This window comes from Streptomyces sp. NPDC048473 (assembly GCF_043200155.1).
Lineage (GTDB): Bacteria > Actinomycetota > Actinomycetes > Streptomycetales > Streptomycetaceae > Streptomyces.
Genome location: NZ_JBICXE010000023.1, coordinates 62,590 through 76,363 on the forward strand (window position 1 = coordinate 62,590; position 13,774 = coordinate 76,363).

Below are 13,774 nucleotides of genomic sequence, written 5' to 3' on the forward strand. Positions count from 1 at the left end.
ACTGCCGTATACGAACGCATCGGGGCGCCGAGGAACAGGCGAAGGGCGGCTCCGTGCGACGAGCGGTCGCACAGTGCGGCGAATGGTGCGGTGAACGGTCGGGCGGCGGTCGACGGGGTGTTCGTGGGCGGTGGGCGGCACGGTGTTCGTACGGGCGGCGGGCGGGCGGTGCGCTGCCCCTGGCCGCCTGGCCGCCTGGCCGCCCGGGCGCCCCGGGCGTCAGATCAACCCGTTCCCGTTCCCGCTCCCGTGTCCGGCGTCTTCGCCATCTCCGACTTCCGGTATGAGTATCCGAAATAGATCACCAGACCGATCAGGAACCACACCGCGAACCGCACCCACGTCTGCCACTGGAGGAAGGTGATCAGCCAGATCGAGAACACCACACCCAGGGCCGGCACGAACGGCATGCCGGGGGTGCGGAACGTACGCGGCAGATCGGGCTGCTTGTAACGCAGCACGATCACCGCGATGCACACCACCACGAACGCCAGCAGAATGCCGATGTTCGTCAGCTCGGCGGCCTGGCCGATCGGCAGGAATCCGGCGATCACGGCTGAGGCCGCGCCGACGATCCAGGTCACCCGGGTCGGTACGTGCCGGGTCGGGTGGGTCTTGGCGAACCACTTCGGCAGCAGCCCGTCGCGGCTCATCGAGAACCACACCCGGGTCACGCCGAGCATGAAGGTGAACATCACCGTGAGGATGCCGATGATCGCGCCCACCGCGATCACATCGGCGAGCCCGCTGAGCCCCACCGACTTGAAGGCCGTGGAGAATCCGGACTCCGGGTCGATGTCCTTGTAGCTCTGCATCCCCGTCAGCACCAGACACGCCGCCACATAGAGCACCATGGAGATCGCGAGGGAGTACAGGATCGCCTTCGGCATGTGCCGCTGGGCGTCCTTGGACTCCTCGGCGGCCGTCGACATGGCGTCGTACCCGAACACCGCGAAGAACACCGTGGCCGCACCGGTGAAGGCGCCGCTGACCCCGAACGGGAAGAAGGGGTTGTAGTTGGCGGTGTTGATGTGGAACACGCCGACGCCGATGACCAGCAGGACGACCAGGACCTTCAGGACGACCACGACGGTTTCGAAGCGGGCCGCGTTCTTGATGCCGAGGGTCAGAAGGTACGCCACGAGCAGACAGAGCAGCGCGGCGAACAGGTCCACCCGATGGCCCGACCCGGTGCCGGGCGCTCCCAGCATCCACTTCGGCAGTTCGACCCCCATCTCCCCGAGCAGAAAGCTGAAGTAGCCGGAGATGCCGATCGCGACCACGGCCACGATCGCCGTGTACTCCAGCAGCAGGTCCCAGCCGATGAACCAGCCCACCAGCTCGCCGAGTACCGCGTAACCGTAGGTGTAGGCGGAGCCGGCCTTCGGGATCAGGCCGGCGAACTCCGCGTAGCTGAACGCTGCCGCCGCGCTCGCCACACCCGCGATCAGGAAGGAGATCAGGACCGCGGGCCCGGCGGTGCCGTTCGCCACCGTGCCGGCGAGGGTGAAGATTCCCGCACCGATGATGCCGCCCACGCCGATCGCCGTGAGCTGCCACAACCCCAGCGTTCTGGTGAGCTGAGTGGTGGCGTCCCCCGCCGGCCCCTTCTCGTCGATCTGCTCGATCGGCTTGCGGCGCAGTACACCCTCGCCCACTCGGAGCCTTGCCATGAGTCACCTCTCCGCTGACGGCCGTCTCTGACGGGCGCTCATGATGGCCCAGGCGAGGCCGGTACGAAAGACGGCGTGCCGTCTCACGGAGGTGAGGGTTCCGCGACGGTTACGGGACTACCGTGACGGGCCAACGGCCTGCCTTCACCAGCCGGATCGCCACCGATCCGATGAATCGGTGCCCGGCCGACTCCGACGCTCCCACCACGACGGCATCGGCCTTCAGCTCGTCCGCCGCGGTCACGAGCCCGTTGTAGGGATCACCGCGGAAGGTGTGGAACTCCCAGCGCACATCCCATATGTCCTTCATCCGCTCCGTCGCCTCCCGGATCTCGCTCACCAGCCCCTCCGCGACCTCTCCGGTCGTATCGGCGACCGGTGCACCGAGCGCGGCCCCCGCGGGCAGCACGGGCTGGACATAGACGAGGGCGAGCATGGCCCCCTGACGACGGGCGAGCCCCGCCGCGTACGCCGCGGCATGCATGGAGGAATCGGACCCGTCGAGGCCTGCGACGATCACTCTCGGGCCGTCTGTGCCACGTTCGAACTGGTGAGGCTGTTGGTCTGTCACGGCAGTGAGGCTATCCGCTCCTGGCGCCGGCCCAGGCCCGGGCTGCGGCAAGGTCCCGGACGGAGCTGCCGGTTGCCTCGGAAGCGGTCCCTCCATCGGGTGCAAAACCCTCCGTAGCCGGTGTCGTCGACCGGAGAGGGGCTACCGGATCAGGGTGCCGCGGCGCCGATGAGTGTGCGGCTGCCATGGAGAGGCACCGGCCCCGCCGGATCCGGCTTCGCGGCGGCACCCGCCACAGGTACTCCGGGAGCTGCCCGATGGAGGTCGACCGAGGTTGCGGCGACCAGCCGGGGAGGGCCCAGGGAAAAGTCCGCGCCGCCTTGCGTCAGTGCCAGGCCGGTGAGCAGCACCAGGGCGAGGGCGCCCCACGGCGACTGCCTGGTCCGTTCGACGCGCCAGTTGTCCCGGCCCATGATTCTCCCTTCGTCGCGACGCTTGGAACGCTAAGCGCGGGACGGCCGGGCGGCGATCAGGGAGGGGCGAACGGGTGGCGCGGGCCCGTTACGCCCGTCGCCCCGAGTCCTGCAACAGGACTCGGGGCGACGGGCGTAACGGGCCGCACTGCCCTGCTCTCAGTGCGGGCGGCTCTCCTTGCGCTCACGTACGACATAGATGGTGCCGGTGGCCGTGACCACCGCCAGCGCCGTTCCGGCGGCGATCTCCGCGGCGTTCATCCTGTCGACGCTGCCGCCGAGTCCGCCCTCTGCACCGGCAGACGAGACCGGGGTACCCGTGGTCGGTGCGCCGGAGGCCGCGCCGACCGTGAGACCGGCCTTCGCCGTGGAGCCGGGTGATGTGTTGCAGATGAACGTCACCTCGTAGGCGGCGCCAGGTTTTGCGTCCCAGTCGACCGTGGCCGCGACGGCCCCGCCCCTGGGAATGGTGACCGTGTCGAACACTCCGGAGCCGGCCGTGGCGGTTGTAGAGCACCCCCGGGCGGCCAGGGTGACCTGGCTCCCCGGCGCGATCACCGACGGAGTGACGGTGTATCCGGTCGCGGAGGACGCGCCTCCCGACGTCTCGGCGTATGCGATTGCAGCCGGAGCGGTCAGGGCGAGAGCGGCGGCGCCGAGCAGGGCGACGGGTGCGACACCTATTGCGCGCATGGGTGAATCCTCCGGGTCCCCGAGGAGCAGTTGCGGAACGAATTTCCACATGGCGTCAGAAATGCACCTCGACGCGCCAAACGCTAGAAGTCGCGCATTTCGCTCGCGATCCGAGTGCGCCGCACGGGGCACCGGTTTCCCCCGAGCGGCGCACCGACCGCATTTCGGCGGACCGCTATCCGCCCGCCGCGCCGGGGAACAGATCGAGGAACGGCGCCGCGGTGGCCGAGATGCCCCGGCCGAAGGGGGAGTCGAAGTCCCAGATCAGGAAGAGCAGAAAGGCGATCAGGACGCTGAAGAGGCCGGCCAGGAGCAGTTCGCGGAAGGTTCTGCGGATCTGCAGCGTGAAGATCAGCCCGACGGTCACCAGCGCCCCGGTGATCAGGCCGAACCAGACCACGCCCGGCATGGTCGCACCGGCGCTCTGTCCGCGTGCACTGCGCGCGTCATCGGCTGCGGCGACCTGATCGACCAGTGGCTGATAGGCCTGCCCCTCGTGATCGTTCCTCGGCCGGTAGTCGGTGACGTCGGTGCGTACCTTGCCGAGGAGCCGGGCCCCCTCGTCGGTGAGTGAGCCGTGTTCGGTCATCGACCGCCACTCGTCGTGGACGACGTGGTGGACGTAGGCGTCGACATCGGCGCGGATGCGCGTACGTACGCCGGCCGGGTAGACGGAGGAGCGGACGTTCACCTCGTGCAGCGCCTGGGCCTCCTGGCGTACGTACTCCTGGGCCGCGCTGCGGCCCTCCCAGACGCCCGCGATGGCGAGGCCCAGCACGATCGCGTAGACCACGCCGATCATCATCGTCATGTACTCGATGACGTCAGGTGTCTCGGACGGGTCGTCATCGTCTCCGATCCGGCGATTGTTGAGTACGGCGATGGTCAGGACGACGGCGCTCGCCGCGACCATGGCGAGGGTGAGAACAAGCCATTCCGACATGGGTTCCTCCGGAGGTCATCGGGAGCGGGGACGCAGCACGGCGACGGCGAACACCGCGGGGGCTGTGATCAGCAGGGTGAGGGTGACCAGGGAGGAGCCGCGGCGCGGGACCTTGCGCGGCGGCTTGCGGTAGGCGGGGAGCGCCACGGGCCGGGGCGCGGGAGGTGCGGGGCGTACGGAGGGCGAGGGCGAGGGTGAAGGGGGCGGTGGCACAGGCTCCGGTTCCGGACGCGGCGGTGCGGGGGGCGGTGGTGGGGGTGGCGGTGGTGGGGGTGGAGGTGGTGGAGGTGGCGGGGCGGGCGGTGGCGGGGCGGGCGGTGGAGTCGGCTTGGGCGCCGGGCCGGCGTGACAGTGACCGTTGCCCGATGTGGCGACCGCCGAACTCCCGCCGTCCTCCCCGATGGAGGCGTACGCGCAGTTGTCCGCCACCGCGGGTGCCGGGGCGGTCAGCATCCAGAGAAGTACGACGGCTGCCGTGAGCCGCCCTATGAGTGATCCGTACACGACGGGGAGCATGTTCCGGCCGGTCGCGCGGCACGCCCTGGGCGGACCGGATTCCCCTGATGGTGGGGACATGGGCCGCCGGGGGTTTGCGGCTCAGGGAAATTCTGTGAACGCGTTGAACAAAGAGGGGTCCGCCGCCCGTACCTAGGGCCATGGACGGCGCGAGGGCGCGTCACAACTGGCTTCATATGAACGGGAGTTGACATGAACACCTGGCGGAACGCCTCGCTCGCAGTCACGGCGGCGGCCCTGTTGGCGCTGACGACGGCGTGCGGTCAGGACAAGGGGACCGAGACCCCCAACGGGCAGAACGTGGGCAACGCCAGCCCGGCCGGCCAGGAGGCGGGAAGCGGCTACGGATCGGACAGCGGCTACGGCTCCGGCAGCGGCTACGGCTCGGACGGCACGGACGGCACGGACCAGGGCGCCACGGGCAAGCAGGCCGGCCGGCTCGGGGTGTGGAACAGCAAGAAGCTCGGCAAAGTCCTTGTCGACAGCGAAGGATTCACGCTCTACCGTTTCGACAAGGACACCGCGAGTCCGCCCCAGTCGAATTGCGAAGGCGACTGCGCGAAGATCTGGCCGGTGGTGCCCGCGGGCAATGTCACGGCGGTGGCCGGTACCGATCCCGCTCTGATCGGCAAGGTCACCCGCTCCGACGGCACCCAGCAACTCACCATTGCGGGCTGGCCGATGTACCGCTATGCCAAGGACACCGCGCCGGGCGACGCCAATGGGCAGGGCGTGGGCGGCACCTGGTTCGCGTCCGCACCGGACGGCAAGAAGGCCGCGGTGAACGCCGACAGCCCGGCCGGCGCCGAACCGGCCGAACTCGCGGGGCTTTCGGTCCGCGAGGATCCGAAACTCGGAGAGATCGTCGTGGACAAGCGCGGCATGACGGTCTATCGGTTCAAGAAGGACGTCGCATGGCCGATGAAGTCGGCCTGCACAGGTGCCTGCCTCTCGAAGTGGCCGGTCGTTGCCCCATTGGCAAAGAATGACGTCAAAGGCGTCACCACCAAGGGCTTTGTCACCTTCAATCGGCCCGACGGAATCAAGCAACAAGCCATCGACTGCTGGCCGATCTACACCTTCTCCGGCGATGTGAAGCCCGGAGACACCAACGGCCAGGGCGTCGGGGGGACATGGTACGCGGTGTCACCCGACGCCAAACTGGTGGGCGCCCCCAAGTAGCCGGACAACACCTGTCCGGGGCCGGTCCGTCGTCGAATGTCACACGCAGCGACGGGCCGGTTGCACATGCCACTGGTGTGTGACCAATAACGGACGACTAATTTCCGTTTCCGCTCGCTCTCCTGGCGGTCGATCAGTAGCCTCTGGTCAACACTGACCATGAACATGGCCGGACCGCCGTGGCGACTTGTTGGAGACATCGATGGAGCGTCCCGCCTGGGCACCGCAAGGCATAGACATTTCGGTGCCGAGCGTGTCTCGCATGTACGACTTCTATCTGGGCGGATCGCACAATTTCGAGGTGGACCGGGAAGCGGCTCGCAAGGCCATGGAGTTCATGCCGGGACTCCCCAAGATCATGCAGGCGAATCGCGCCTTTATGCGCAGGGCCGTGCGTTATGCGGCGAGCGAGGGCATCACCCAGTTTCTGGACATCGGTTCCGGAATACCGACTTTCGGCAATGTGCACGAAGTCGCACAGGCGGCCGCCCCCGAGGCCCGGGTGGCGTATGTCGATCACGACCCCGTTGCTGTCGCGCACAGCCGGGCCGTACTCGAAGGAAACGACCGGGCGGTGATCGTCGCCGCGGATCTGCGCCGCCCGCAGGAGATCGTGAAAAGCCCGGCGATCTGCGAACTGCTCGACCTGGACCGACCGGTGGCCCTGCTGCTCGTCGCCGTACTCCACTTCATCGAGGACTCCGACGACCCGCACACCGCGGTCGCCGAGCTGCGCGAGGCACTCGCCCCCGGCAGCCTCATCGTCATCACCCACGCCTCGTACGAGGGGATTCCGCTGACCCAGGAGCAGGCGGGCGGCACCGTCGGCGTCTACAAGAACATCCGCAACCCCCTGGTCATGCGATCGCGCGACGAGGTCGCCCGCTTCTTCGAGGGGTACGAGATGGTCGAGCCCGGACTCGTGTCGATGCCGAACTGGCGCCCCGACACCCCTCTTCCGGTGGAGCACGAGGACCCATTTGCCTTCTCGGGCTTCGCAGGAGTGGGACGCAAGGCGTGAGCATTCCCGCCCAATCGTCCGGAGCGCCCGACACGGAGCCCGACGGCCCCGAGGACCGGCTCCGAAGATTCGCCACGATCTGGAGCCGGGCCATCTTCCCCTCGACGGCCACCTCCATGACGCGCTCCGAGTTCGAACAGCATCTGCTGCCGCTGGCCCGTGGGCTCAGCGACATCCTGCACGCCCGGCCCTTCGACTCGGCGCCCGCGAGCGAGGTGGGCGTCGCCCTCGTCACCGCGCACTGCACGGACCCGGACGCGCTCAGCAGCACGCTCGGCGTCATCGACTCGTACCTCGTGCTCTACTGCGGCAGCAACGGTGCGACGGCGCTGTCGACCGAGGACAGCAGGGCCCGCTGCGCCCGGATACAGCACGCCCTCGCGGGCGGCTTCACCCAGGCGCTGCGCGAGCGGACCCTCGCCGAACAGGAGGCCATCGCCCGCTCGGCGCTCACCGCCCGCTCGGACGCCGAGCAGGCTCTGCACGCCACCGAGGCACGCTTTCGCGCCGTCTTCAAGGACGCGGCCGTCGGCATCGGGATCGCCGACCTGGACGGCAATGTGCTGGAGGTCAACGACACGCTCACCCGGATGTTCGGCGGGCTCGAACACCATGTGCGCAGCCACAAGGTCAACGAGTGGGTCCACCCCGAGGACTCGCCGCAGGTCTGGAAGTACTACAACGAGCTGGTACGCGGCGAACGCGAGCACTACCGGGTCGAGAAGCCGTACTACCGCAACGACGGCACCGTGCTGTGGACCAATCTGACGGTGTCACTGTTGCGTGACTCCGAGGGCAGACCGGAGTATCAGCTGGCGCTGTTGGAGGACACCACGGAGCGCCGGCTGCTCAACCTGCGGCTGCGGTACGAGGCCACGCATGACGCGCTCACCGGGCTGCCCAACCGGACGCTGTTCTTCGAACGGCTGGAGAAGGCGCTCTCCGCCGACGACGGCAGCCGCTTCGGCCTGTGCTACCTGGACCTCGACGGCTTCAAGGCGATCAACGACAGCCTCGGCCACGCGTCGGGGGACCGGCTGCTGGTCGAGGTGGCCGACCGGCTGCAGAGCTGTGCGACCGCGCCCGGCGAGATGGTGGCGCGGCTCGGCGGCGACGAGTTCGTGGCCCTGACCACCGGCCCCGACACCCGGACGGAGGTCGACGAGCTGGCCTGCCGCATCCTCGGCGTGCTCGGAACCCCGATCCGGCTGGAGGGCCGTGAGCTGACCGTACGCGGATCCATCGGGATCGTCGAAGGGCCGGCCGGCGAACGCAGCGCCGCCGAGGTGCTGCGCAGCGCCGACATCACGATGTACCGGGCCAAGTCGGCGGGCGGCAACCGCTTCGAGCTCGCCGACGCCGAGGCGGATGCCCGTGCCATCACCCGGCACGGGCTGACCACCGCACTGCCGGCCGCGCTGGAGCGCGGTGAGTTCTTCATCGAGTACCAGCCCCTCGTGCACCTCGGCGACGGCACGGTGCACGGCGCGGAGGCACTGGTGCGCTGGTGCCACCCGCAGCACGGGGTGCTCGGTCCCGACCGGTTCATCCCGCTCGCCGAGCACACCGGGCTGATCGTGCCGCTCGGCCGCTGGGTGCTGGAGGAGTCCGTGCGCCAGGCCAACTTCTGGCAGGAGCGGCACACCGACGGCGGTCCGCTGCGGATCAATGTCAACCTCTCGCCGACCCAGCTGCACCATCCGCGGCTGGTCGCCGAGACGGTCGACGTGCTGGAGCGGTCGGGGCTCGAACCCGGGGCCCTGTGCCTGGAGGTCACCGAGTCCGCGCTCATCGGTGCGGACGACGATCTGCTCAAGCCGCTGCGGCAACTGGCTGACATGGGCGTCGACATAGCGCTCGACGACTTCGGCACCGGGTACTCGAACCTGGCGAACCTGCGCCGGCTTCCGGTGAGCGTGCTCAAGCTGGACCGTTCCTTCACGCAGGGCATGCAGCGGCATCCGGCGGACCCGGTCGATCTGAAGATCGTCGAGGGAATCGTCTCGCTGGCGCACAGCCTGGACCTCGCGGTCACGGTGGAGGGCGTGGAGACCGGGGCCCAGGCGGAGCAGCTGCGGGAGCTGGGGTGCGACACGGCCCAGGGGTGGTACTACGCCCGCCCCGGTGCGCCCGACCGGATCCACTCACTGCTGCTGGCTGACGCGGTGTGAGGGCCGGACGGGCGTGACCGGCCCGTCCGGCACCCGCAGGAGAAGGCCGGTCCGGGAAAATCAAGCCCGCCGAGGGGGTCTCCCATGCCCTTGAGGCCATGGGGGAGATCGAGGACAAAGCGCGGCCGGCGGCCGCGTGACCGGCGGCCCGGGCCGACTCAGCCCGTCCGGCTCGCGAGCAGCACCTTCTGCAGCTCGCGTGCCGCGCGCGGCGGAGCCACATCGCTGCGGTGCGCGAGCGCGATCGTGCGCCGCAGGCCCGGGCGGGCCAGCGGTGTGGTCCGCAGGTCGTGGCCGGCCCGGACGGCGACCATGCTGGGCACCACCGCGATCCCGAGCCCCGCCCGGACGAAGCCGAGCACCGCGTCCATCTCCCCGCCCTCCACCGTGAACGACGGCTCGAAGCCCTCCGCCCGGCAGGCGGCGACCGTCAGTTCGCGCAGGTCGTAGCCGTGCCGGAACATGACCAGGGATTCCCCCTGAAGGTCGGCGATCCGCACGCTCCCGCCCCGGCCGGGCCGCGGCGCCCGTGCCGACGACACCACGACCAGGTCCTCCTGGAGCAGCTCGACCGTGGTGAGCGCGGGGGACGCCGCGGGCAGCGGCAGCACGACGAGGGCCAGATCGAGTGAGCCCCGCGCCAGCTCCCGTACGAGGTCGAGCGAGCCGCCCTCCTCCAGCAGCAGCTGGATCCCCGGATGCCGGTCGTGGAAGGCGCGCAGTACGTCGGGGAGCAGGCCCGTGCAGAGGCTGGGCGTCGCGCCGAGCCGGACCCGGCCCCGGCGCAGCTGAGCCAGCTCCTGCACCTCGTGGCGTGCGGTGTCGGCGTCCGCGAGGATGCGCCGGGCGAGCGGCAGCAGGGCCTCGCCCGCATCGGTGAGGGTGATGTTGCCGCGGGCCCGGCTGAACAGCTCCGCCCCCAGCTCGTTCTCCAGCGCCCTGATCTGCTGGGAGAGCGAGGGCTGCGAGACATGCACCTCCTCAGCGGCACGGGTGAAGTGACGGGTCTCGGCCACGGCCACGAAGTACGTCAGCTGCTGGAATTGCATACACTCAGCTTAGCGGTCACGATAGCCCATGCCTATGAAGATGAGCAGCTCCATGTCTTGGACTGATGGGGCCTTTCGGCCCTAGCGTCGTGTTCATGGCACTGGCAACACGGACGGACCGACGGCCGTCCATGACACGTACGCTCTGGGACTCGTCCGTCGGCAAGAAGACGATCATGGCCGTGAGTGGCCTGATCATGCTCCTGTACTTGGTTGTCCATATGATCGGCAACCTGAAGATCTTCTTCGGATCCGGCGAGTTCAACCATTACGCGCACTGGCTGCGGACCATGGGCGAGCCCTTCCTGCACTACGAGTGGGCCCTGTGGATCGTCCGCGTCGTGCTCGTCGCCGCCGTGGTGCTGCACGCCACCTCCGCGTACCAGCTGAGCCGCCGCGACATCAGGGCACGCCCCGCCAAGTACGTTCACAAGAAGCCGCGCGCCACCTATGCCACCCGGACCATGCGCTGGGGCGGGATCATCCTCGCCCTGTTCATCGTCTGGCACATCCTCGACCTGACGACGGGCACCGTGCACTCCGGCGGATTCCAGTCCGGGCACCCGTACCAGAACGTCATCGACACCTTCTCCACCTGGTACGGCAACACCGTCTACATCGTCGCCATGCTCGCCCTCGGACTCCACGTCCAGCACGGCTTCTGGAGCGCCGCCCAGACCCTCGGCGCGGGCAGAGCGACCCGTGACCGTGCACTCAAGACCATCGCCAACGTCCTCGCACTGGTGCTGACGGTGGGCTTCATCTCCGTACCCGTCGCCGTCATGACCGGAGTCGTGAGCTGACATGACCGACTACTCGCATTACGGGACGGGCGCGCCCGTCGTCGACACCAAGGCCCCCGAGGGGCCCGTCGCCGGACGCTGGGACACCCGCCGCTTCGAGGCCAGGCTCGTCAACCCGGCCAACCGGCGCAAGCACACCGTCATCGTCGTCGGCACCGGCCTCGCCGGCGGTTCGGCCGGGGCGACGCTGGCCGAACAGGGCTACCACGTCGTCCAGTTCTGCTTCCAGGACTCGCCCCGCCGCGCCCATTCCGTCGCCGCGCAGGGTGGCATCAACGCCGCGAAGAACTACCGCAACGACGGCGACTCGATCCACCGGCTGTTCTACGACACGGTCAAGGGCGGCGACTTCCGCGCCCGCGAGTCCAATGTCCACCGGCTCGCCCAGATCTCCGTGGAGATCATCGACCAGTGCGTCGCCCAGGGCGTCCCCTTCGCCCGCGAGTACGGCGGCCTCCTCGACAACCGCTCCTTCGGCGGCGTCCAGGTCTCCCGTACCTTCTACGCCCGCGGCCAGACAGGCCAGCAGCTCCTCCTCGGCGCCTACCAGGCGCTGTCCCGGCAGATCGCCGCCGGCAACGTCGAACTGCACGCCCGCACCGAGATGCTCGACCTGATCATCGTCGACGGCAAGGCCCGCGGCATCGTCGCCCGCGACCTCGTCACCGGGAAGATCGACACCTACTTTGCCGACGCGGTCGTCCTGGCCAGCGGCGGCTACGGCAACGTCTTCTACCTGTCGACGAACGCCATGAACTCCAACGCCACCGCCATCTGGCGCGCCCATCGTCGCGGCGCCTATTTCGCCAACCCCTGCTTCACCCAGATCCACCCCACCTGCATCCCGCGCACCGGCGACCACCAGTCCAAGCTGACGCTGATGAGCGAGTCGCTGCGCAACGACGGCCGTATCTGGGTGCCGAAGGCCAAGGGTGACAACCGCCCCGCGAACGAGATCCCCGAGGACGAGCGCGACTACTACCTGGAGCGCATCTACCCCGCCTTCGGCAACCTCGTACCCCGGGACATCGCCTCCCGCGCCGCGAAGAACGTCTGCGACGAGGGCCACGGCGTCGGCCCCGGCGGACAGGGCGTCTACCTGGACTTCGCCGAAGCCATCCAGCGGATGGGCAGGGCCAAGGTCGAGGAGAAGTACGGCAATCTCTTCGACATGTACGCGCGGATCACCGCGGAGAACCCGTACGAGACCCCGATGCGGATCTACCCCGCCGTGCACTACACGATGGGCGGACTCTGGGTCGACTACGACCTCCAGACCACCATTCCCGGCCTCTTCGCCATCGGCGAGGCCAACTTCTCCGACCACGGCGCCAACCGGCTCGGCGCCTCCGCACTGATGCAGGGCCTCGCCGACGGCTACTTCGTCCTGCCGTCGACCATCAACGACTACCTGGCCCGCAACCCCCACCACGACGAGGTCGACGCCTCGCACCCCGCCGTGGAAGAGGTCGTCGCGGACACCGAGGACCGGCTGAACCTGCTGCTCTCCGTCGACGGCGACCGCACCCCCGACTCCTTCCACCGCGAGATCGGCGAACTCATGTGGGAGTACTGCGGCATGGCCCGCACCGAGGAAGGGCTGCGCAAGGCGCTCGACCGGATCCCGCAGATCCGCGAGGAGTTCTGGCGCCGCATCAAGGTCCCCGGCACCGGCGAGGAGTTCAACCAGTCGCTGGAGAAGGCCAACCGCATCGTCGACTATCTGGAGCTCGCCGAGCTCATGTGCCTCGACGCCCTGCACCGCGCCGAGTCCTGCGGAGGCCACTTCCGCGAGGAGTCACAGACCCCGGACGGCGAAGCCGCCCGCCGGGACGAGGAATTCTCCTACGCCGCCGCCTGGGAGTTCTCCGGCACCGGCGAGGCCCCCGTCCTGCACAAGGAAGACCTCGTCTTCGAGTACGTCCACCCCACTCAGCGGAGCTACGCATGAAGCTCACCCTGCGCGTCTGGCGCCAGAAGAACGCCGACGCCCCCGGCGCCATGTCCACCTACCAGGTGGACGGCATCTCGCAGGACATGTCGTTCCTGGAAATGCTCGACACCCTCAACGAGGAACTCATCCTCGCCGGCGACGACCCCGTCGCCTTCGACCACGACTGCCGCGAAGGCATCTGCGGCGCCTGCAGCCTCGTCATCAACGGCGACGCCCACGGCCCCGAGCGCACCACCACCTGTCAGCTCCACATGCGGTCCTTCGAGGACGGCGACACGATCGACATCGAACCGTGGCGCGCCTCTGCCTTCCCGGTCGTCAAGGACCTGGTCGTGGACCGCTCGGCCTTCGACCGGATCATCCAGGCGGGCGGCTACATCTCCGCCCCGACCGGCACCGCCCCCGAGGCGCACGCCACACCGGTGCCCAAGCCGGACGCCGACTTCGCCTTCGAACACGCCGAGTGCATCGGCTGCGGCGCCTGCGTAGCGGCCTGCCCCAACGGCTCGGCGATGCTCTTCACCTCGGCGAAGATCAACCACCTCAATGTCCTGCCGCAGGGCGCCCCCGAGCGCGAGACCCGGGTGCTCGACATGGTCGGGCAGATGGACAGCGAGGGCTTCGGCGGCTGCACGCTCACTGGGGAGTGCGCCACAGCCTGCCCGAAGGGCATTCCGCTGCCGTCGATCTCGGCCATGAACAAGGAGTGGCTGCGGGCGACCCGCAAGGTGCACCGCTGAGCAGGCGGACGGGTTCCCGGCCCCGGAGGCCGCCCGCCTCCGGGG

13 protein-coding genes are annotated in these 13,774 nt (G+C 69.0%); 6 read left to right on the forward strand and 7 right to left on the reverse strand.

The window, feature by feature from the left end:
* Window positions 1-224: 224 nt before the first annotated feature.
* The 6 genes from ACGFU7_RS30110 to ACGFU7_RS30135 all read right to left on the reverse strand — a co-directional run bounded on the left by ACGFU7_RS30110 (window position 225) and on the right by ACGFU7_RS30135 (window position 4,440).
* Window positions 225-1,673 (reverse strand): amino acid permease, encoded by a 1,449-nt coding sequence (locus ACGFU7_RS30110; protein ID WP_393699896.1) that lies wholly within the window; start codon window positions 1,671-1,673, stop codon window positions 225-227.
* Window positions 1,674-1,782: 109 nt separating this feature from the next.
* Complete coding sequence (locus ACGFU7_RS30115) at window positions 1,783-2,244, reverse strand: universal stress protein (RefSeq protein ID WP_393699897.1); 462 nt, start codon at window positions 2,242-2,244, stop codon at window positions 1,783-1,785.
* A gap of 149 nt (window positions 2,245-2,393) precedes the next feature.
* Window positions 2,394-2,657, reverse strand: coding sequence for a hypothetical protein (locus ACGFU7_RS30120; protein WP_393699898.1), 264 nt, complete (start codon window positions 2,655-2,657; stop codon window positions 2,394-2,396).
* 159 nt (window positions 2,658-2,816) lie between these two features.
* Window positions 2,817-3,350 (reverse strand): hypothetical protein, encoded by a 534-nt coding sequence (locus tag ACGFU7_RS30125; protein ID WP_393699899.1) that lies wholly within the window; start codon window positions 3,348-3,350, stop codon window positions 2,817-2,819.
* Between the two features lie 175 nt (window positions 3,351-3,525).
* On the reverse strand, window positions 3,526-4,293 hold the full coding sequence (locus tag ACGFU7_RS30130; RefSeq protein WP_393699901.1) for a hypothetical protein: 768 nt from the start codon (window positions 4,291-4,293) through the stop codon (window positions 3,526-3,528).
* Between the two features lie 15 nt (window positions 4,294-4,308).
* The gene (locus ACGFU7_RS30135; protein ID WP_393699903.1) at window positions 4,309-4,440 is read right to left on the reverse strand and encodes a hypothetical protein; all 132 of its coding nucleotides are present in this window, start codon (window positions 4,438-4,440) and stop codon (window positions 4,309-4,311) included.
* Window positions 4,441-5,001: 561 nt separating this feature from the next.
* Between ACGFU7_RS30135 and ACGFU7_RS30140 the strand changes: the two genes are divergently transcribed.
* The 3 genes from ACGFU7_RS30140 (at window position 5,002) to ACGFU7_RS30150 (ending at window position 9,183) form a co-directional block, all read left to right on the forward strand.
* Complete coding sequence (locus ACGFU7_RS30140; RefSeq protein WP_393699905.1) at window positions 5,002-5,991, forward strand: SCO0930 family lipoprotein; 990 nt, start codon at window positions 5,002-5,004, stop codon at window positions 5,989-5,991.
* A gap of 202 nt (window positions 5,992-6,193) precedes the next feature.
* Window positions 6,194-7,012: an SAM-dependent methyltransferase gene (locus tag ACGFU7_RS30145; RefSeq protein WP_393699906.1), complete on the forward strand. Its 819-nt coding sequence runs from the start codon at window positions 6,194-6,196 to the stop codon at window positions 7,010-7,012.
* Window positions 7,009-9,183, forward strand: coding sequence for a putative bifunctional diguanylate cyclase/phosphodiesterase (locus tag ACGFU7_RS30150; RefSeq protein ID WP_393699908.1), 2,175 nt, complete (start codon window positions 7,009-7,011; stop codon window positions 9,181-9,183). The genes ACGFU7_RS30145 and ACGFU7_RS30150 overlap by 4 nt, the downstream gene beginning before the upstream one ends.
* 158 nt (window positions 9,184-9,341) lie before the next feature.
* Here ACGFU7_RS30150 and ACGFU7_RS30155 read toward each other — a convergent pair whose 3' ends face one another.
* Window positions 9,342-10,232 carry a LysR family transcriptional regulator gene (locus ACGFU7_RS30155; protein ID WP_393699909.1) on the reverse strand — a complete coding sequence of 297 codons (891 nt, stop codon included), beginning with the start codon at window positions 10,230-10,232 and terminating at the stop codon, window positions 9,342-9,344.
* Window positions 10,233-10,327: 95 nt separating this feature from the next.
* Here ACGFU7_RS30155 and ACGFU7_RS30160 point away from each other — a divergent pair, with 95 nt between their 5' ends.
* Genes ACGFU7_RS30160 through ACGFU7_RS30170 form a run of 3 tightly spaced genes read left to right on the forward strand, consistent with a single transcriptional unit; the run spans window position 10,328 to window position 13,729 of the window.
* Complete coding sequence (locus ACGFU7_RS30160; protein WP_393699911.1) at window positions 10,328-11,035, forward strand: succinate dehydrogenase; 708 nt, start codon at window positions 10,328-10,330, stop codon at window positions 11,033-11,035.
* Window position 11,036: 1 nt separating this feature from the next.
* Window positions 11,037-12,986, forward strand: a complete 1,950-nt coding sequence (locus ACGFU7_RS30165; protein WP_393699912.1) for a fumarate reductase/succinate dehydrogenase flavoprotein subunit — start codon at window positions 11,037-11,039, stop codon at window positions 12,984-12,986.
* Entirely contained in the window at window positions 12,983-13,729 is a 747-nt protein-coding gene (locus tag ACGFU7_RS30170; protein WP_393699913.1) for a succinate dehydrogenase/fumarate reductase iron-sulfur subunit, read from the forward strand. Before ACGFU7_RS30165 ends, ACGFU7_RS30170 begins: the two co-directional genes overlap by 4 nt.
* Window positions 13,730-13,774: the final 45 nt, after the last annotated feature.

Coding starts and splice junctions, on each gene's coding strand:
- ACGFU7_RS30125 (WP_393699899.1), bottom strand. CDS start 3,350: ATGCGCGCAATAGGTGTCGCACCCGTCGCCCTGCTCGGCGCCGCCGCT.
- ACGFU7_RS30160 (WP_393699911.1), top strand. CDS start 10,328: ATGGCACTGGCAACACGGACGGACCGACGGCCGTCCATGACACGTACG.
- ACGFU7_RS30110 (WP_393699896.1), bottom strand. CDS start 1,673: ATGGCAAGGCTCCGAGTGGGCGAGGGTGTACTGCGCCGCAAGCCGATC.
- ACGFU7_RS30170 (WP_393699913.1), top strand. CDS start 12,983: ATGAAGCTCACCCTGCGCGTCTGGCGCCAGAAGAACGCCGACGCCCCC.
- ACGFU7_RS30140 (WP_393699905.1), top strand. CDS start 5,002: ATGAACACCTGGCGGAACGCCTCGCTCGCAGTCACGGCGGCGGCCCTG.
- ACGFU7_RS30145 (WP_393699906.1), top strand. CDS start 6,194: ATGGAGCGTCCCGCCTGGGCACCGCAAGGCATAGACATTTCGGTGCCG.
- ACGFU7_RS30165 (WP_393699912.1), top strand. CDS start 11,037: ATGACCGACTACTCGCATTACGGGACGGGCGCGCCCGTCGTCGACACC.
- ACGFU7_RS30155 (WP_393699909.1), bottom strand. CDS start 10,232: ATGCAATTCCAGCAGCTGACGTACTTCGTGGCCGTGGCCGAGACCCGT.
- ACGFU7_RS30130 (WP_393699901.1), bottom strand. CDS start 4,293: ATGTCGGAATGGCTTGTTCTCACCCTCGCCATGGTCGCGGCGAGCGCC.
- ACGFU7_RS30120 (WP_393699898.1), bottom strand. CDS start 2,657: ATGGGCCGGGACAACTGGCGCGTCGAACGGACCAGGCAGTCGCCGTGG.